This is a genomic window from Micromonospora sp. C97 (assembly GCF_018070385.1).
GTDB lineage: Bacteria > Actinomycetota > Actinomycetes > Mycobacteriales > Micromonosporaceae > Micromonospora > Micromonospora parva.
The window spans coordinates 113,378-130,933 of the sequence record NZ_JAGPXU010000008.1; the positions used below are offsets into that span (position 1 = coordinate 113,378).

13 protein-coding genes and 1 pseudogene are annotated in these 17,556 nt (G+C 71.9%); 6 read left to right on the top strand and 8 right to left on the bottom strand.

The window, feature by feature from the left end:
* Positions 1-36 precede the first annotated feature (36 nt).
* Positions 37-3,216 (top strand): UvrD-helicase domain-containing protein, encoded by a 3,180-nt coding sequence (locus tag KBX26_RS14105; RefSeq protein WP_210865593.1) that lies wholly within the window; start codon positions 37-39, stop codon positions 3,214-3,216.
* A gap of 226 nt (positions 3,217-3,442) precedes the next feature.
* Here the strand turns inward: KBX26_RS14105 and KBX26_RS14110 are convergent, their stop codons facing one another.
* Entirely contained in the window at positions 3,443-4,096 is a 654-nt protein-coding gene (locus KBX26_RS14110) for a prepilin peptidase (protein ID WP_210865594.1), read from the bottom strand.
* A 10-nt stretch (positions 4,097-4,106) separates the two neighbouring features.
* On the bottom strand, positions 4,107-5,111 hold the full coding sequence (locus KBX26_RS14115; RefSeq protein ID WP_210865595.1) for an EamA family transporter: 1,005 nt from the start codon (positions 5,109-5,111) through the stop codon (positions 4,107-4,109).
* A gap of 372 nt (positions 5,112-5,483) precedes the next feature.
* Between KBX26_RS14115 and KBX26_RS32335 the strand changes: the two are divergent.
* The 3 genes and pseudogenes from KBX26_RS32335 to KBX26_RS14130 all read left to right on the top strand — a co-directional run.
* A pseudogene (locus tag KBX26_RS32335) lies at positions 5,484-5,978 on the top strand (hypothetical protein); the annotation flags it as partial.
* A gap of 485 nt (positions 5,979-6,463) precedes the next feature.
* Positions 6,464-6,910: a hypothetical protein gene (locus tag KBX26_RS32990; protein WP_051708488.1), complete on the top strand. Its 447-nt coding sequence runs from the start codon at positions 6,464-6,466 to the stop codon at positions 6,908-6,910.
* Between the two features lie 157 nt (positions 6,911-7,067).
* On the top strand, positions 7,068-8,309 hold the full coding sequence (locus KBX26_RS14130) for an ATP-binding protein (protein ID WP_030331772.1): 1,242 nt from the start codon (positions 7,068-7,070) through the stop codon (positions 8,307-8,309).
* 13 nt (positions 8,310-8,322) lie between these two features.
* On the opposite strand, the gene KBX26_RS14135 is transcribed toward KBX26_RS14130, so the two are convergent.
* Positions 8,323-8,871, bottom strand: coding sequence for a GNAT family N-acetyltransferase (locus KBX26_RS14135; RefSeq protein WP_030331773.1), 549 nt, complete (start codon positions 8,869-8,871; stop codon positions 8,323-8,325).
* Positions 8,872-9,004: 133 nt separating this feature from the next.
* Between KBX26_RS14135 and KBX26_RS14140 the strand changes: the two genes are divergently transcribed.
* Positions 9,005-9,550, top strand: coding sequence for a DoxX family protein (locus KBX26_RS14140; protein WP_030331775.1), 546 nt, complete (start codon positions 9,005-9,007; stop codon positions 9,548-9,550).
* Positions 9,551-9,765: 215 nt separating this feature from the next.
* Positions 9,766-11,232, top strand: a complete 1,467-nt coding sequence (locus tag KBX26_RS14145) for a glycosyltransferase 87 family protein (protein ID WP_030331776.1) — start codon at positions 9,766-9,768, stop codon at positions 11,230-11,232.
* Positions 11,233-11,252: 20 nt separating this feature from the next.
* Here the strand turns inward: KBX26_RS14145 and KBX26_RS14150 are convergent, their stop codons facing one another.
* The 5 genes from KBX26_RS14150 to KBX26_RS14170 all read right to left on the bottom strand — a co-directional run bounded on the left by KBX26_RS14150 (position 11,253) and on the right by KBX26_RS14170 (position 17,323).
* Complete coding sequence (locus KBX26_RS14150; protein ID WP_030331779.1) at positions 11,253-11,681, bottom strand: molybdenum cofactor biosynthesis protein MoaE; 429 nt, start codon at positions 11,679-11,681, stop codon at positions 11,253-11,255.
* A complete protein-coding gene (locus tag KBX26_RS14155; protein ID WP_210860117.1) occupies positions 11,678-12,934 on the bottom strand; it encodes a molybdopterin molybdotransferase MoeA in 1,257 nt (418 codons plus the stop codon). The genes KBX26_RS14150 and KBX26_RS14155 overlap by 4 nt, the downstream gene beginning before the upstream one ends.
* 67 nt (positions 12,935-13,001) lie before the next feature.
* Complete coding sequence (locus KBX26_RS14160; RefSeq protein ID WP_030331783.1) at positions 13,002-13,472, bottom strand: molybdenum cofactor biosynthesis protein B; 471 nt, start codon at positions 13,470-13,472, stop codon at positions 13,002-13,004.
* On the bottom strand, positions 13,469-13,960 hold the full coding sequence (moaC, locus tag KBX26_RS14165; RefSeq protein WP_210865596.1) for a cyclic pyranopterin monophosphate synthase MoaC: 492 nt from the start codon (positions 13,958-13,960) through the stop codon (positions 13,469-13,471). Before moaC ends, KBX26_RS14160 begins: the two co-directional genes overlap by 4 nt.
* A 261-nt stretch (positions 13,961-14,221) precedes the next feature.
* Positions 14,222-17,323 carry a BTAD domain-containing putative transcriptional regulator gene (locus KBX26_RS14170; protein ID WP_210865597.1) on the bottom strand — a complete coding sequence of 1,034 codons (3,102 nt, stop codon included), beginning with the start codon at positions 17,321-17,323 and terminating at the stop codon, positions 14,222-14,224.
* Positions 17,324-17,556: the final 233 nt, after the last annotated feature.

Here is a 17,556-nt window from a genome sequence, read left to right on the forward strand (position 1 = left end):
CGGGTGGCCGGCGCGGCGGGCGTGACAGGATGCGGCGTGCCCCCGTTCAGCGCCGTACCCCCCGGTGGCCTACCGCCATTCGTCGCGGACCTGCACATCCACTCGAAGTACTCGCGCGCGTGCAGCCGTGATCTCACCACGCCGAACCTCGCGTGGTGGGCCCGGCGTAAGGGCATTGGCCTGCTCGGCACCGGCGACTTCACCCACCCCGCCTGGTACGACCACCTGCGGGAGACGCTGCGCCCGGCCGAGCCGGGGCTCTACCGACTCGACCCGGAAGCGGAACGGGACATCGCCCGCCGACTGCCACCCCGACTCGCCTCGACGGCGGAGGCGGACCCGGTCCGGTTCATGCTGAGCGTGGAGATCTCCACCATCTACAAGCGGGACGACCGGACCCGCAAGGTGCACCACCTGATCTACCTGCCGGATCTGGACGCGGTGGCCCGGTTCAACACCGCCCTCGGCCGGATCGGCAACCTCGGCTCCGACGGCCGGCCGATCCTCGGACTGGACTCCCGCGACCTGCTGGAGATCACGCTTGAGGCCAGCCCCGACGGTTACCTGGTGCCCGCGCACATCTGGACGCCGTGGTTCTCCGCGTTGGGCTCGAAGTCCGGCTTCGACGCGATCGCGGACTGCTACGCCGACCTGGCCGAACACATCTTCGCCGTGGAGACCGGGCTCTCCTCCGACCCCGCGATGAACTGGCGCGTCGGCAGCCTGGACGGCTACCAGTTGGTGTCCAACTCGGACGCGCACTCGCCACCGGCTCTCGGCCGGGAGGCGACAGTGCTGACCGCGGAACGGGACTACTTCGCCGTTCGGGAGGCGCTGCGTACCGGTGACGGCCTGGCCGGCACTGTCGAGTTCTTCCCGGAGGAGGGCAAGTACCACGCGGACGGGCACCGGCTGTGTGGGGTGAACTGGTCTCCGGAGCGCACCCGGACCGCCGGCGGCCGCTGCCCCGAGTGCGGCAAACCGCTCACCGTGGGTGTCCTCAGCCGGGTCGAGGAGCTGGCCGACCGTCCGGCCGGGCACCGGCCGGCACACGCCCGGGACGTCACTCACCTGGTGCCGCTGGCCGAGATCCTCGGCGAGATCAACAAGGTGGGTGCCCGGTCGAAGAAGGTCGAGGGGCGGTTCAACGAGTTGCTCGCCGCACTCGGCCCCGAGCTGGAGATCCTGACCACGACGCCGTTGGCCGACATCGAGCAGGCCGGCGGTGAACTGCTCGCGGAGGGCATCGGGCGGCTGCGGCGCGGCGACGTCCGGCGGGTGCCCGGCTACGACGGCGAGTACGGCGTGATCACGCTCTTCGACCCGGCCGAGCTGGGCGCGCAGGAGACCCTGTTCGACGTACCGGTGCCGGCGCAGCGACGGCCCACGGAGCCGGCGCCCCGGGTCGCGGCAAAGCGCCCGGCGGCGGCGAAGTCGGAGCCGAAGCGGAAGCCGGCCCCGACGCCCGCGCCGCCGATCGCGTCGCCGCCGTCTCCGCACGAACCGTTCGAGCCGATGCTCGCCGGCATGGAGGAGGTCGGTACCGGCCTGCTGGACCGGCTGGACGCCATGCAGCGGGTGGCCGCGTCGGCACCTGGTGGCCCGCTGCTCATCGTGGCCGGTCCGGGCACCGGCAAGACCAGGACACTGACCCACCGGATCGCGTACCTCTGCGCGGAGCTGAACGTCTTCCCCGAGCACTGCCTCGCGATCACGTTCACCCGCCGGGCCGCCGAGGAGTTGCGGCACCGCCTCGACGGCCTGCTCGGCCCGGTCGCCGAGGACGTCACAGTGGGCACGTTCCACGCGCTGGGGCTGCTGATCCTGCGGGAGAACACCGCCGCTGCGGGCCTGCCGGCCGACTTCCGGATCGCCGACGACGCCGAGCGGGCGGCGGCCCGCACCGAGGCCGGCGACGACAGCGCCACCTACACGTCCCTGCTGCGTAAGCAGGACCTGGTGGACCTGGACGAGCTGGTGACCCTGCCGGTGGAGTTGCTGCGGGCCGACCGGAAGCTGGTCGAGCGGTACCGGGACCGCTGGCGGTGGATCTTCGTCGACGAGTACCAGGACGTCGACGAGGTGCAGTACGAGCTGCTGCGGCTGCTCAGCCCCACCGACGGCAACCTCTGCGCGATCGGCGACCCGGACCAGGCGATCTACTCGTTCCGGGGTGCCGACGTCGGCTACTTCCTGCGCTTCTCCGAGGACTTCACCGACGCCCGACTGGTGCGGCTCAACCGCAACTACCGCTCGTCGGCGCCGATCCTGGCCGCCGCGGTGCAGGCCATCGCACCGTCCTCGCTGGTGCGGGGTCGACGACTGGACCCGGCCCGGCTCGACCCGGAGGCCCCGCTGGTCGGGCGCTACCCGGCGGCGTCCGTGGTCGAGGAGGCCGACTTCGTGGTGCGTACCGTCGACGACCTGGTCGGCGGGCTGTCGCACCGCTCGCTGGACTCGGGTCGCATCGACGGCCGGTCCACCTCGCTGTCGTTCTCCGACATCGCCGTGCTGTACCGCACCGACGCGCAGGCCGCCCCGATCGTGGACGCCCTGACCCGGGCCAACATCCCCGTGCAGAAGCGTTCCCACGACCGGCTGCGGGATCGGCCCGGGGTTGCCGCCATCGCCCGGGAGCTCCGGCACGCCGACGGTCTGGCCGGCTCGCTGGCCGCCCGGGTGCGGCTGGCCGGTCAGGTGGTCGCGGAGCGGTTCGCCGTGCCCACCCTGGACGGCGCGGGCAGCACCGTCCGCCCCGAGGACGTCCGCTCGGCGGTGGACCTGCTGACCCCGTTGGCCCGGCGCTGCGGCGACGACCTGGCGACCTTCCTGTCGCAGTTGGCGACCGGCGCGGAGGTGGACGCGCTGGACCCGCGCGCCGAGGCGGTCACGCTGCTCACCCTGCACGCCGCGAAGGGCCTGGAGTTCCCGGTGGTCTTCCTGGTCGGCGTCGAGGACGGGCTGCTGCCGCTGCGCTGGCCGGGCTCGACACCGGACGACGACGCCGTCGCCGAGGAGCGCCGGCTCTTCTTCGTCGGCCTGACCCGGGCCCAGGACCGGCTGTACGTCAGTCACGCGGCCCGCCGCACCCGCCACGGCGCGGAGCGCGACTGCGCCCCCTCGCCGTTCCTCTCCAGCATCGACCCGGGCCTCTTCGAACGCTTCGGCGAAGAAGAACCCCGCCGCCCAAAGGACCGCCAACTCCGCCTGATCTAACCCCCGCCCCCCGGCCCCCGCCCGCCCTCGCCCCTTAGCTGCGCCGATCGTGCGCTTTCTGTTGCCCTTCTGCGTGGAGATGCACCGTGTGCCGGCACCGAAACCGCAAGATCGACGAGGGCCTTGCGGCGCGGGGCTTGCGGCGCGGGGCTTGCGGCGCGGGGCTTGCGGCGCGGGGCTTGCGGCGCGGGGCTTGCGGCGCGGGGCTTGCGGCGCGGGGTGGGGGTCAGGTGAGGAGAGCGGCGAGCCAGGCGCCGGTCAGCAGGGCTGGGCCGAGGGGTAGCGCGGTGTCCCGGTGCACCTTTCGGGCGGCCAGCAGGCCGAGGACCAGGACGCCCTGCAGGACGTGCGGCAGCAGAATCCCGGCCAGCAGGGCGTCCCGCCCCAGCCAGCCGAGCGGCAGGCCGAGGACGGTGGCGAGTTTCACGTCGCCGAAACCCAGTCGGGACCCGGGCAGCACTGCCAGCAGCACGTGCGCCGTCCCCGCGACCGCCGCGCCGCCCAGCACGCCGAGCAGCCGGCCGGGAGCGTCGGACAGCACCGCCGCAACTGTCAGACCCCCGAGGGCCAGCAACCCGGCAACGAGGACCAGCGGGTCGGGCAGCCGCAGGCAGGCCAGGTCGACCCGCGCGAGCACCAGACCGACCGCCCCGACCGCGAGGAAGACCGGTAACGCCGGGTCGTCGGCAGCCGCGCCGGCAAGGCCGACGAAGACGCTGGCCGCCACCATCGGCGCGACCCAGGGCCGCCGGAACGGCTGCGGCGGTGCAAACGCCCACGACCCGGCGTCCGCCGTGGCGAAGCGCCGCGACATCAGGGGTACGACGAGGCCGACCAATGTGCCGAGCAGAGCGATCGACACCAGCGCGGCGGCCGACATGGCCCGGACGTTACCGACGCTCGCGCACCGGCGTGGCCCCCGATCGTGATCCCGTGCCGGACCGACGCGGCCGTTCGGTGACCACCACCACCGCGACCCCGGCCACGATGACGGCACCGCCGAGCAGCACCTGCGGGGTGACCGGCTCGGCCACCAGCAGCGCGCCGAGCACCACCGCGACCGCCGGGTTCACGTAGGCGTACGTCGACACCAGCGAGATCGGCGCGTTGTGCAGCAGCCAGACGTACGCGGTGAAGGCCACCAGTGAACCAGCCACCATGAGGTAGCCCAGCGCCAACCAGGACCGGGTGCTGACCGCCGCCGGGTGGAAGTCGGCCAGTTCGCCCCGACCGGCGGCGACGACCGCCAGCACCAGCGAGCCAGCCACCATCTCGTACACGGTGGCCACGAAGGGGTCGGCGGGCATCCGGATCCGTCCGGACAGGAACGACCCGACCGACCAGGAGGCGGTCGCCGCCACCACAGTCAACGCCCCGGCCAGCGGCACCGCGCCCGAACCACCGCCGGGCAGCACCAACAGGATCAGGCCGACGAAGCCCACAGTGACCCCGGCGAACGTCCAGAGCGGCGGCCGGTCCCCGGTGGCCGAGCGCAACAGCACCACCAGCAGCGGCACCGTGGCCACCAGCAGCGCGGCGATCCCGGACGGCACCGCGACGCCGGGCGGCCCCGATTCGGCGAGCACCACCAGGCCGTTGCCACCGGCGAGCAGGAGCACCCCGACCAACGCGACGGAGCCGAGTTGCCGTCGGTCCACCCGCAGCGCGCCGGGGCCCCGGCGCAACCGAAGCACCACCGCCAGGATCAGGCCGGCCACCGCGAACCGGAGGGCGGCCGACAGCAGCGGGGGCAGCGTCTCCACGGTGATCCGGATGGCCAGATAGGTCGACCCCCAGAGCAGGTAGACCACGATCAACGCGGTCCAGATCAGTGCCGGTGTGGTGCTGACGCGACGGCCGGCGAGGGCCGTGGCGCTCGGTGGAGGTGAGCTCATCAGTGGACCACGCTACGGTGACCTCGGAGTCCGCGTCGCGCTTTGGTGGCCGGCCTCTCACCACTCGTGCAGGAGGGCGGCATGACGAACTACGGACAACCGGGAGGCGGCCACCCGGGGCCGTGGCGTGGCCAGCGACCCGATGAGACACCAGGTCATCCGGTGCAGCGGCAGTACCCGCCCAGGCCCGAGTCGTACCCACCGACGCCCGAGTCCTACCCGCCGGCGGTCTCGTCGTATCCGCCCGGCCCGCAGGGGCCCGGGTCATACGGCGAGCCGACCTACGGAGGCGGTCCGGGAACGCAGTACGGTGCAGCGCCCGGCGCGCCCTACGGCGGCTCGTACCAGCCGACACCGACCTACGGCGAGCAGCCGCCGTACCGGCCCGACGACCCGTACGGCGAGGATCCGGCACCGGGCCGGCGCGGCCGGGGGCCGCTGATCGCGGTGCTGGCCGTCGTCCTCGTGGTGCTGGCCGTCGCCGGTGTGTTCTGGTTCCGCGATGGGCAGAGCGACCCGGCGCCGGCGGCGGCGCCGAGCAGTCCGGCGGCGGTTGCCGGTGAGCCCAGCGCGGACGCGGTCGAGCCCGCGCCGAGCGCGGCGGCGCCGGAGTCGTCGGCCGATCCCCGGTTCGCCAAGGTCGGCCAGTGCGTCCGCAACGACGGCGCCGCCGGCGGCAAACCCAAGCTGCTGATCAGCGGTTGCACCGCCAAGTCGTACGAGGTGCTGAGCCGGATCGACGGCCCGACCAGCGGCGAGCGGGACGCCGAGACCAAGTGCGACAAGGTGAAGGGTTACACCAACTGGTATTTCTTCGACAGTGAGCTGGACACTCTCGACTTCGTCCTCTGCCTCAAGCAACGCTGAGACCACCCACCCCCGGGGATGACATGACGACCTACGGACCTGCGGGTTCCGATCAGCCGGACGACCCGTACCAGCGCCCGCCCAGCGGGCCTGACAGCTCACCACCGGTCGACCCGACCGTGCCGCAGTGGAGCACCCCGCCGGCCTCCGACGATCCGACCCGGCAGCAGTGGAGCACCCCGCCGGCCTCCGACGACCCGACCCGGCAGCAGTGGGGTCCGCCGCCGGCCGACGCGGAGCCACCGACGGCACCCATGTGGGCGCCGCCGCCCACCAACCCGGGGCCGCAGTCCGACAATCCGGAGCCGCCGACCACTCCGATGTGGGCGCCACCGCCGACCTCGGGCCCGGGTTACCCGCCGCCCGGGCCGTACCCTCCGCCGGGCCCGTTCCCGCCGGCCGGCCCGACGCCCGGTCAGCCGGCCGGTCCGATACCGGGTCAGCCACCCGCCCCGTGGGGTCAGCAGCCGCCCGGCGGCTACGGGATGCCGCCCGCCGCGCCGACGAAGACCGGCCGCAACGTCGCCCTCATCATCGCGGCGGTGGTGCTGCTGGTGCTCTGTCCGTGCCTCGGCCTGGCCGGTTGGGCGGTCTGGAAGGTGGCCGACGCTGGCAGCGATGCGGCGCGTACCCCGTCGACGAGCGCTCCGGTCGTGCCACCCGCCCTGCCCAGCGACGCGCCGCCGTCAGCCGCGCCGTCTCCGGACGAGGAGTTCGCGCGGGGCGACTGCGTGGTGAACGACGGCAGCGAGGACGACGCGGAGCTCCGCAAGGTGCCGTGCGGCCCGAACACGTATCAGGTGCTGCTGCGCATTCCGGCGACCACCGACGGCGACCGGTGTGAGGTGCTCGCGCCTCAGGCGACAGCGAACTACGTGCACGACAACTCGGTCGACCTGTTCGACTACGTGCTCTGTCTGAAGAAGCGGTAGCTCCGAGCTGGGCGGCCGGTCCGCCGATTGGCAAAACTAGGGCTGTCTAGCGTCCACGCTAGACAGCCCTAGTTTGTTGTCGACGGTTCCGACACGCCGGTAGCCGCATCTATCCATGTCTAGCCCCGCAGCTAGATGGCCCGATAATCTGCGATGCGTGGATCCGGTCCGCAACCCGTACGCGCCGGGCGCCGGCCAGCGCCCGCCCGAACTCGCCGGGCGGGGGCGGGAGCTGGACGTCTTCGACATCGTGCTGGAGCGCATCGCCCGCGGCCGACCCGAGCGCAGCCTGATGCTCACCGGGCTACGCGGCGTCGGCAAGACGGTCCTGCTCAACACCCTCCGGTCCCAGGCGATCAACCGGCTCTGGGGCAGCGGCAAGATCGAAGCTCGACCGGACCAGTCATTGCGCCGACCGGTCGCCGCCGCGCTGCACATGGCGGTGCGCGAGTTGGCCCCCCGCCACCGCGCACCGGACCGGATCGACGCGTTCCTCGGCGTCCTCAAGGCGTTCGCCCAGCGGTCCACCCCGACCGGCCGGGCCGGCGCCGCCACCAAGCTGCGCGACCGGTGGCAGCCCGGAATCGACGTGCCGGCCGCCAGCGGTCGGGCCGACTCCGGCGACATCGAGATCGACCTGGTCGAGCTGTTCAGCGACGCTGCGGCGGTGGCCAGCGACGTGGGCACCGGTATCGCCATCTTCATCGACGAGATGCAGGATCTCGGCCCGGAGGACGTGTCGGCTCTCTGCGCCGCCTGCCACGAGCTGTCCCAGCTCGGCGCACCGCTGATCGTCGTCGGTGCCGGCCTTCCGCACCTGCCGGCAGTGCTCAGCGCCGCCAAGTCGTACTCCGAACGGTTGTTCCGCTACCAGCGCATCGACCGGCTCGACCGGATCGCCGCCGACCAGGCGCTCTGCGCGCCCGCCGAGCGCGAGGAGGTCGAGTACGAGCAGAAGGCCCTCGACCTGCTCTACGAGAAGTCCGGCGGCTACCCCTACTTCGTCCAGGCGTACGGCAAGGCGACCTGGGACAACGCGCCGCGCTCGCCGATCACGGCCGCCGACGTGCGGGTCGCCGCACCCGAGGCGGAAGCTGAGCTGGCGGTCGGGTTCTTCGGGTCCCGGTTCGAACGGGCCACTCCCGCCGAACGTGAGTACATGCGGGCGATGGCCACGTTGTCCGCGGTGGAGGGCGAGCCCGGCGCGGTGGTCCGCGACGACATGGACGCCGCGGTGCCCACCGCGGAGATCGCCCGAGCCCTCGGCCGCAAGCCGGCCAGCCTCTCCCCGGCCCGGGACGCGCTGATCAAGAAGGGGTTGATTTACTCCGGTGAGCGGGGCACCGTCGCCTTCACGGTCCCGCACTTCGGCCGGTACCTGCGGACGCAGCCGGCCTGACGCGTCGGCCCGGTCAGACCTTCGACCAGGGCGCCGGAAAGAGCACCTCGCCGCGCGGCGGAGGGCCTTCCTCGCTGGTGGACGGCGGCAGCACCAACGCCTGCCACGGCTCACCGAGGCCCGCCCACGGACCGGTCAGGCCCAGCTCACTCGCCGGGCCGAACCCGAACCGGCGGTAGAAGGCCGGCGCGCCGAGGACGACGACGAGTCGCTCACCCAACTCGGTGGACGCGTCCAGTGCGGCCTGCACGACCGCTGTGCCGTGCCCGACACGTTGCCGGTGCGGCGCGACCGCCACCGGGCCGAGCGCCAGCACGGGCACGTCGGCGCCTCGCTCCGGCCGCAGACGCACCCGGGTGAGCAGCGCGTAACCGACCACCTCACCGCCGTACTCGGCGACCATGGCCAGCTCCGGCAACCAGGCGGGGGTGTCGCGCAGCTCGTCCACCAGGCTGACCTCCGGCGGCGTCGTCACGTCCGGGCGGGCGAAGGCCGCGGCCAGCACGCGGCGCACCGAGCCGGCGTCGGCCGGGTCCTCGGGGCGTAGCCGCAGCGTGGTCACCCGCGCGACGTTACCCGTCGGTGCCCGTCCATCCGTGACTGTCGCTCGATTCGGCGTGGCGTACGTGCACGAACACCAATCCGATCCTGCGGTTGCCCGGGTAGCAAACGCCGCGACGGGGTATGACTGATCCATGACGCCCGTACGCTCCCTCGCCCGCGCCATGCTGAGCGGCATCTTCGTGGTCAGCGGGTATCGCAACTTCCGTGCTCCCGGCCGGCTGTCGGCCGCCGCCAAACCCGTGACCGACAAGGTCGCACCGATGCTGAAGAAGGCGCACCCGAGCTTCCCCACCGAGACCGAGACGTTGATCCGACTCAACGCCGCCGTGCAGGTCAGCGCCGGGTTGATGCTGGCCACCGGCCGGTTCAGCCGACCCGCGGCGCTGGTCCTCGCCGGCACGCTGGTGCCGGTGACCGTCGCCGGGCATCCCTTCTGGAAGAACGACGACCCGATCGCCAAGAACAACAACCAGATCCACGTCCTGAAGAACATCGGGCTCCTCGGCGGTCTGCTGCTCGCCGCGGCGGACACCGGCGGCAAGCCGGGGCTGCGGTGGCGGACGGGCCATCGCATCGGCCACTCTCGACGTTCCGTGCAACGCGCCGTCCGGACCGCCCGACGCGAGGCCCGAATCGCCGTCCGCTCCGCCTCCACCGCACGTCGGCTCCCCGGCTGACCTGCGTCGATCCGTCTCGGTCTCACCCCCACCCCCCGCTAAGGGCACGAATTACCTGAACCACCCGGTAGGCGTTAACGCGGTGGAAATGTCAAAAACATGTGTGGGATCGGACACGGTCGCATAACGCGGGAGGCACTGACGTGAGGCGCCGTTCTAGGCTCCGTGCAGGACCTGGACGGATAGGACAACCTTGGTACGGGGGTGGCCACGCCATGCCGACGGATGTCGGTAGACGGGCGGACCGCCTCGCCCCAATCCAACGGGTGACGCGCGGGATCGACCGCGTGACGCGCGGGATCGATCGTAGGAACGTCGTACGGGGTGCCATCGTGGCCGCCGTCGCCTATGCCGCATGGCTCGCCATCGGCGCTTTCGGGCGACCGTACAACTTCTTCGACATGAAGATCTACCACGGTGCCGTGGTGTGGTGGGCGAGCGGTCACGAGCTCTACGAGTTCATCGCGCCCGAAACCACGCTCGGGTTCACCTACCCACCCTTCGCCGGGCTGGTCATGTTGCCGATGGCGCAGCTGCCGATCGACGCGGCCGGCCTGGTCAACGCCGCCGCCAGCATCGCCGCGTTGGCGCTGGTGCTGGCCGGGCTGCTCCGACCCATCGTGGACCGGCTGGGGTGGCCACTGTGGTTCACGGTGGCCGTGGCGGTGCCGCTCGCGGTCGCCATCGAGCCGGGCCGGGAGACGCTCGGGTACGGCCAGGTCAACATCCTGCTGTTCGCCCTGATCATGGCTGACCTGATCGGCCTTCGCTGGCGGTCCCGCCGGGGCACCCACTACGCCGCCACCGACGGCCCGCTGCTGCGCTTCGTCTACGGCGGGGCCTGGGCCGGGGCCGGGATCGGCCTCGCCACGGCTGTCAAGCTCACCCCGGCGCTGTTCATCGCCTACCTGCTGATCACCCGTCAGTGGCGGGTGGCGGCCACCGCCATCGGCACCACGATCGGCGTGACGCTGGGGACCTTCGCGATCGTCGGCGACGAGTCACGGACCTACTTCGGCAGCGTGCTGTGGCAGACCGAACGGGTCGGCGCGGCGGACATGACGCCCAACCAGTCCCTCGCCGGTCTGCTCGCCCGGCTGTACGACTCGATCGAGACTCCGGGGCTGTTGTGGCTCGCCTTCTCGGTGCTGGTCCTGGCGCTGGGCCTGTCCCGGGCCGCGAGTTCCCGCGCCGACGGTGACGAGCTGACCGCCTTCACGCTGGTCGGTCTCACCGCGAACGTGATCAGCCCGATCTCCTGGACGCACCACCTGGTCTGGGTGATCCCGGCGATCATCGTGCTGGCCGACGCCGCTGTGCGTCGCCGCGAGGCGAGCCGGGGGACACCGCAGCGCACCGGTCAGGGGCCGGTCTTCGGCGGGCTCCCCGGGGTCAACGGGCTCCGCCCGCCGATCTGGTACCCGACGCTGACCGGGCTGCGCCACGGCGTCGCCGCGATCGGGCTCTACCTGCTCTTCCTGATCTCGCCGATCTGGCCGTACGAACACCAACTGCCGGAGATGTCGCACTACCAGGACGGTCTGTTCGGCGCGCTGATGGAGAACTCGCTCGCGCTCGCCCTGATCGTGCTGGTCGCCGCGCTGCCCTGGCGACCGGGTGCGGAGCCCGCGTTCTACGGCGACCGGCTGTCCAGGGCCGTGGCGGTCAACGGTCACCGCTGACGGGTGGGGCAGGTGACCCGTCAGGGGCAGTTGACCCATTCCTCGGTGCCGTCGGTGAAGACCTGCCGCTTCCAGATCGGCAGTCGCGCCTTGACCTCGTCGACCAGCCGGGCGCAGGCCGCGAAGGCCGCCGCCCGGTGCGCGGTGCTCACCGCGGCGACCAGCGCCACGTCACCGATCGCCAGGGGGCCGACCCGGTGCGAGACCGCCACCGCGTAGACGTCGGGCTCCGCGGCGATCTCGGCGGCCACCTCGCGCAGCACCTGCTCGGCGCTCGGGTGCCCCTCGTACTCCAGGCTGGTGACCTGGCGGCCGTGGTCGTGGTCGCGGACCACGCCCTGGAAGGACACCACCGCGCCGGCCCGCCGGTCGGCGACCGCGGCCTCGTGTGCGGCCAGGTCGAGTGGCCGGTCGGTGACCTCGCCGAAGGTGACAGCTGGTGCGGTCACGACGCACGCTCCCCGGGAAACAACGGCAGTGGCACGATCGGCACCCGGTCGCCCGGCTCGCCGCTGGTGCCGGGGCGGATGACGGCGAACCCGTCCGCGCCGGCCACGCCCCGCAGCATCGCCGAGCCGACGTGGCGGACCGGGGACGCCACCCCGGCGGCTCGGTCCAGTCGGACCAGCGCCAGGTGGGTGTGGTCACCGCGGCCGGGCACCGCCTCGGCCAACGTGGCCTGCGGCAACACCGGCATCGACCGGCCCTGGAGGCCGGCGAGCAGTGGGGCGACCAGCGACACCAGCGCGACGATCGCGGACTGCGGGTTGCCCGGCAGCCCGGCCACGAACCGGGCACGCCCGTCGGGGCCGGTCAGCCGGGCCAGCAGCATCGGGAAGCCGGGGCGGACCGCCACCGTGTTGACCACGTAGTCGGCGCCGAGCGCCTCCAGGGTCGGGTGCAGGTGGTCGACCGGACCGTTCATCGTGCCGCCGGTGGTGCAGACCAGATCGGCGTTCGTCAGCGCCGAGCGCAGTGCCGCCACGTGCGCGGGCAGCGTGTCGGCCACCGGGCCGACCACGTCGGACGGGCGGACCTGGCAGCCGTAGCGCCGCAGCCACGCCGGCACCGAGGGGCCCAGCGCGTCGCGGACCCGACCGGCCGCGGGCGGGCCCGCTGTCAGCAGCTCGTCGCCGAAGACCAGCAGCGCGGCACGCGGCGCCCGTCGAACCCGCAGCGTGTCGTGCCCGCAGGTGGCCGCCAGGCCGATCACCGCCGGGTCGACCGGCGTGCCGGCCGGCAGCAACACCTCATCGGCGTACGCCTCCTCGCCGGGTTTGCGCCACTCGGGCGTGCTCCGGGGAACGCCGCTGACCAGGCCGTCAGCATTTTTCGACTCTTCCACGCGCAGCACGGCGGTGGCCCCCTCGGGCACCATCGCACCGGTCGCGATCTCGACGGTCGTGTCGTCCTCGGTGAGCGGCGCGGGGGTGCTGCCGGCCAGGACCCGCCCGACGACGCGCCACGGACCACTGCCGCGCACCGCCCAGCCATCCACGCTGGAGGTCGGGAACGCCGGCAGGTCGGTGCGGGTGGTCAACGGCTCGGCCAGGGTCGACCCGTCGGTGTCGACGAGTGGTCGGGCGACGGTGGGCAACGCGGCGGCCAGGCCGACCGCGTAGACCCGCGAACGCGCTTCCTCCCACCCGGCAGGCGGGGGTGCGCTGACCCGATCCGCGTTGGGTGCGGTTTCCGTGCTCACCGACCGAGCCTATCGGCACGGACCGACACCCGTCCGGGCCTGGCGTGCACCAGGTGGCCCAAGCGGTTCAGTGATCCCCGCCGCGAAGCTGGTCGACGGTGTGCCCGAGGATCGGCCCGAGAACGGCCAGGCCGTCCCGGGCGCCACCGGTCGAGCCGGGCAGGTTGACCACCAGCATCCGACCGGCGACCCCGGCCAGGCCCCGGGACAGCACCGACGTCGGCACCCGGTCACGGCTGTGCGCGCGGATCGCCTCGGCGATGCCGGGGACCTCGTAATCCAGCAGGCCCCGGGTCACGTCCGGCGTCCGGTCCGACGGGGTCACTCCGGTGCCACCGCTGGTCACCACCACGTCGACACCGTCGGCGCGGGCGGCCCGCAGGGCCTCGCCGACCGGCTCACCGTCGGGCACCACCACCGGATCGTCGACCTGGCAGCCCAGCTCGCGCAGCCCGGCGACGAGCAACGGCCCGCTGGTGTCGGCGTAGACACCGGCCGCTGCCCGATTGGAAGCGACGATCACCCGGGCCCGGATCACTGCCGGTCCTCCGGACGAACCCACTCGCCGGTCTTGCCGCCCTCCTTGCGCAGCACCCGGACCGCCTCCACCGAGGCCGCCGGGTCAACCGCCTTGACCATGTCGACCAGGGCGAGACCGGCGACGGCCACCGCCGTCAGTGCCTCCATCTCCACCCCCGTGCGGTCCGCCGTGCGGGCAGTGGCCGTGATCTCCACGGTGTCGGTGGTCAGCCGCAGGTCGACGGTGACGCCGTGCAGGGCGATCGGGTGGCACAGCGGGATCAGATCCGGAGTGCGCTTGGCCCCCATGATCCCGGCCAGCCGCCCGACGGCCAGCGCGTCACCCTTGGGCAGACCGTCGCGATGCAACAGGTCGATGACCTCGGGTGTCGTCCGCAGAAGACCGGCCGCGACGGCCAACCGGCCCGTCACCGCCTTGGCGGAGACATCGACCATGCGGGCCGCGCCGGCGCGATCGACGTGGCTGAGCTGCGCGGGTTCGGTCACGGGCGTGAGCCTATCGGTGCGGTACGACGGTGGTCGGAAGGAGCGACGTCACGCTGACGATCGCACCGGGTGCTGACGGTGCGACGGCCCGACGCCGCCCCTTCCTGACCGACCCGCCGCCGAGGTCGCTGGGGGGACCTGGCAGCGGGTGCGTGTCGGCGACCCGGTTCTGCCCAGGAGCAGAACCTCCCCCGTTCGCCGATACGGCCAAGAAGTTACCGGGCCCGGCGATAAGAAATCGATAAGAGCCGTTAGACCTGATCAGGGCCCTGAAGTCACAGTTGTGGAAGCCAACTCGGCGAGGCGGCGTTCGGCCTCGAAACGCTCCGGCACCCCCATCCGCCGGAAGATCGCCAACGCCCGCTCCCAGTGCCTGCGGGCCTCGGCCGGGTCGGCGCGGGCGAAGCAGTCGGCGAGGCCGGCCAGGGCACGCCCCTGCTCGTACGGGTGCGAGATCCGGGTGGCCAGTCGCAGGGCGGCCTGGTGCATCTCGACGGCCTCGCCACCTCGCCCCTGCGCCAGCAGGGTACGGCCGAGTTCGTTCAGCGCGGCCGCCTCGACGTGTCGTTCCCCCGAGGTGATCGACAACTGTCTGGCCGCCTCGTGCTGCTGTTGGGCCTCGACCAGACGGCCGAGACCGCGATAGGCGATCCCGAGGTCGTTGCGCACCTCGGCCTCGGCGTACCGGTGGCCGGTGCGATCGCGCAGGGCCAAGGAGGCCATGAGGATCCGGATCGCCTGTGGAAGCTCACCCATCCGGACACGTACGCCACCGATGTGGCTCAGCGCGTTGAGCAGGTGAAAATCCTCGGAGTTCGTCCGGGCCCAGGCCAGGTGCAGGCGGTGCAGGCGCAGCGCCTCCTCGTAGCGCCCGAGCATCATCAGTGCCATGCCGAGATTCGGTAGGACCATCGGTGCCCTGCCGGCGCCGTACCCCTTGTAGTCGCGCAGGCACTCGAAACCGACGGTCACCGATTCGGTCAGGTTGCCACCCCACCAGTAGACGGCCGCGAGATTCGCGCGGTACCGAGCCGTGGCCAGCACGTCCCCCGACTCCGTGGAGAGGGCGACCGCGCGGGTCAGGTAGTCGAGCGATTGCCGGATGTCACCGGTGCGCACGTAGCCGGAGGCGAGATAGTTGTTCATCAACGCCATCGCATAGATGTCCCCGGTCGCCTCCGCGGCGGTCAACGCGTGACGGTGGGTCAGCAGGATGTCCTCGAAGTACCCACGGATGTAGCAGAACCGCCAGAGGGCCCGGGCCAGCCGCCAGGAGTACTCGTAGAAGCCCGAGTCGAGCGCGGACAACACCATCGTCACCAGGTCGGTCCGCTCGGCCTCCAACCAGTCGGCGGTGGGCTCACCAATGGCCGCGACCAGTTCGGGTCGTCCGTAGGGACGGTGCGGGACGCCGAACTTCATCACGCCGGGCTCCAGCGTCTCGGCGGCCGTCAGCGCCGCATCAAGCGTGAAGTCCAACAGTTGGGCCAGCCCGAGCCTTCGATCACTAGCGGAGTCGGTACGGGAGCACAGCTCCACGGAGTACTGGCGCATGAGGTCGTGTAATCGGTATCGCGCCGAGTCCAGGTCCTCCACCAGGTTGCTGTCGACCAGGTCGTCGAGCGCCTGGTGCGCTTCCGCGATGGTCAGTCCGGTCAGTGCGGCGACCGCCGCCGTGCTGAAGCGGTTACCGGGATACAAGCCCAGGAAGCGAAAGACACGCTTGGTCGAGTCCGGGAGCGGTTCGTAGGAGGCGGCGAAGGCGCCGGTGACGGTGCTCGCCTCCTGCGCCAGGTGGTGCAGCACCAGGGGGTCGCCAGCCATCTGCTCGGCCATCTCGGCCAACCGCCAACCGCGACGGTGGGCGAGCCTGGCACCGGCCAGCCGAATCGCCAGGGGGAGATGCCCACACAGCCGGACCACGTCGGCGGCGGCCGCCGGCTCGGCCTCGACCCGGTCATGTCCGACGCTCAGTCCGAGGAGATCCACACTTTCCTGAGGGCTCAGCACCGGCAGCGTCTGCGAGGGCCCCACATCCGGGTGGGACAAGCGCCGACGCGAGGTCACCAGCACGACGGCGGTCGGCTCGGTCGGCAGCAGGGGCACGATCTGGTCGCTGTTCGCGGCGTTGTCGAGAACTATCACCGATCTCCGCTGAGCGAGTTCCTGTCGCCACAACTCCACTCTGGCGTTCAGGTCGACAGGCACCCCGTTGGCGGGTACCCCGAGTTGTCGCAGCAGAGTGACCAGGGCAGCCGCTGGTTCCACCGGCTTCTTCTCGCCATGCCCGCACAGGTCGATGAAGAGCGCGGCGTCCGGGTACCGGGCGGACAACTGGCGGGCGAGGTGCACGGCGAGGGTGGTCTTGCCGCTACCCGCCATGCCATCGATGATGTGCACGGCTGGCACCCGCTCCTCGACCCGGCGGGTCTCCGCGAGCAGCCCCGACACCACGTCCTCCCGACCGACGAAGTCGGTGACCGCCCGGGGAAGGTGATCCACCGGCCTGGGCCTGGGTGGTTCCGCGGAGGCCACCACGGCCGCGGGGGCGGGCACGTTCGAGGCGGTGGGCGCACTCAGGCCAGTCGGACGGACCGCGGCGCTGGCTTTCGAGAGCGACGCAGCCACGGTGAGGATCGTGCGGTGGAGCGCCTGAAGCTCGGCACCCGGGATGATTCCAAGCTCCTCCGCCAACCTGGCGCGGACCTCGCCGTACGTCCCGACGGCGCCGGCGTGGTCGCCCCGCTCGTACAGCGCTCGGATGAGAAGCACGTACGCGGGCTCCCGGAGGGGGTACCGCACGATGATGTCCCGCAGCAGCGGGATCGCCAGGTCGTCCCGGCCCGATCTCAGCTGCACGTCAGCGAGGAGTTCCATCGCCAACAGCCGCTCCTCCTCGGCGGTCGCGGCGTGCGCGGTGAGCACCGGTCCGAGCGGGATGCCGGCGAGCATCGACCCATGCCATCGCCCGACGGCGCGCCCCAGCAGTTCCAGGGCCTGATCCAGGCGGCCGGCCATCAGCGCTTCCCGTCCGGCGACGCGTTCGGTCTCGAAGAGACACATGTCGACGGATTCCGGCCCCACTGCGAGCCGGTAGCCGCTCTGCTGCCGGACGATGACACCCCGACCGGACTCGAAAGCCTCGAACGTTCGACGCAGATTGGCCGCGTAGGTCCGTACGTTCGCCACCGCAGAGCGCGGTGGGGACTCCGGCCACAGCTCGTCGACCAGGTCGCCCAGGGTCACCAGTTGCCGGGGCTGGACCGCGAGCATCGCGAAGACAGCCTGCTGTTTGGGTGTACCCAGGTGCAGCTTGTCAGCGAGCAGTCGTACTGAGAGGCCGCCCAGAAGTTGAATCTCCACCCGTCCCCCTGCTCCAGCGGGGTATTCAGCCGATCACGCAACGAAGCTTACGGGCACCGGAAGGAACGCCCGACGCCAATCAGTCCGTCGATGCGAGCGCTCCACGGCCATCCACTGTGACGAGGTCGCCGAGTGCAATGCGAACATTGCAAGAACCGTCCGTTGCCTTAGCGTTCTCGACCCTTGCCACGTCACGGAAAGAAGGAACGAAAGCCGCAACTGCTGGCTTCCAC

Excerpts from the sequence above, each read along its gene's own strand:
- KBX26_RS14110 (WP_210865594.1), bottom strand. The coding sequence starts at position 4,096 with ATGTCGGCCGCCGCGCTGGTGTCGATCGCTCTGCTCGGCACATTGGTC.
- KBX26_RS14115 (WP_210865595.1), bottom strand. The coding sequence starts at position 5,111 with ATGAGCTCACCTCCACCGAGCGCCACGGCCCTCGCCGGCCGTCGCGTC.
- KBX26_RS32990 (WP_051708488.1), top strand. The coding sequence starts at position 6,464 with ATGCCGCCCGCCGCGCCGACGAAGACCGGCCGCAACGTCGCCCTCATC.
- KBX26_RS14140 (WP_030331775.1), top strand. The coding sequence starts at position 9,005 with ATGACGCCCGTACGCTCCCTCGCCCGCGCCATGCTGAGCGGCATCTTC.
- KBX26_RS14145 (WP_030331776.1), top strand. The coding sequence starts at position 9,766 with ATGCCGACGGATGTCGGTAGACGGGCGGACCGCCTCGCCCCAATCCAA.